The sequence below is a fragment of the Vibrio sp. 1402 genome (assembly GCF_033340275.1).
On record NZ_JAWOWE010000073.1, the window covers coordinates 1 to 1139 of the forward strand.

Below are 1139 nucleotides of genomic sequence, written 5' to 3' on the forward strand. Positions count from 1 at the left end.
CCGGGTAAGCAGATGTCGGTCACAATCACACCAGCTTCGTTGCTTTGTTTCATGGCTAACAAGGCGGATTCCGCATCGGAAAAAAAAGTCGCTTCGATATCGGCTAGCTCAAACGTTTGTTCTATTGCTAATCGAAGGTCGGCTTCATCATCAATAAAAAACACCTGACACATTATCTTATCCTTCTGATTGTTCGGTGCGTTGGCATATTGGTAAGCACAATGAGAATCGAGCGCCACCTTGGGCTCGGTTGTGAGCACTCAAGCTGCCGTTCATACCAGCCAATATTTGCTGAGATATAGAAAGTCCTAATCCCAATCCATTCTTTTTAGTTGTTAAAAACGGTTCGCAAAGTTCGGACAGTGTGTGCGAACCAAGCCCAGGGCCATTGTCATCGACATGAATCATCACTTTGTTTTCATCCGTATCCGTTTCAACGAGCAACCACACTTGTTTATCTTGTTGTTCTTTTACGGCTTCAATCGCGTTCGTCAGCAAGTTAACCAGAACTTGCTCCAATTGAATGGTATTGATTTGAACCTCGATGTCGTCAGTAGGAAGTTCGGTAGCAAGTAGAACACGAGCAGATTTAAAAGCGGGTTTCATGAGCTCTTTTGATGAGGCTATCACGGGCAACAGACGTGTTTGGGTAAGCTCATTGCCGCGGGCCTTTTTGGCAAACGAACGCAATTGCTGGCTGATGTTTGCCATTCTGTCTGTGAGGGCTGAAATGCGAGTGAGATTATCTTCCACTCGATCATACTTTTCTTTCTGAAGGAACAATTTTCCATTCTCAGCAAAGCTACGAATGGCTGCCAACGGATTATTCAGCTCATGGCTGATGCTCGCTGACATTTGACCGAGAACTGCCAGCTTAGCCGCTTGAATCAACTCATCTTGGGTCAAACGCAGTGTTTGCTCCGTTTCGGTTCGCTGCGCAATTTCAGCCTGTAACTCTGCTGTTCGTGCCATGACTTGAAATTCTAACTTCTGATTCGCTTCTTGTTGGATTCGTTCTAACTGAAAATGACGTTGTTGGCGGTGATAAATCAACTGGCCAATCAAGAACAAAACCGTAAAGGCCAACGTAAGCACAACGATATAGCCCATCGTAACCCAAACGATGGATTGTTTTGGCG

At 45.3% G+C, this 1139-nt stretch carries 1 protein-coding gene and 1 pseudogene; both read right to left on the reverse strand.

Annotated elements, in window-relative coordinates:
* Positions 1-173 (reverse strand): annotated as a pseudogene (locus tag R7044_RS24180) (sigma-54-dependent Fis family transcriptional regulator); the annotation flags it as partial.
* 4 nt (positions 174-177) lie between these two features.
* The coding region (locus R7044_RS24185; protein ID WP_225455869.1) for a sensor histidine kinase at positions 178-1139 on the reverse strand (962 nt) is incomplete at its 5' end.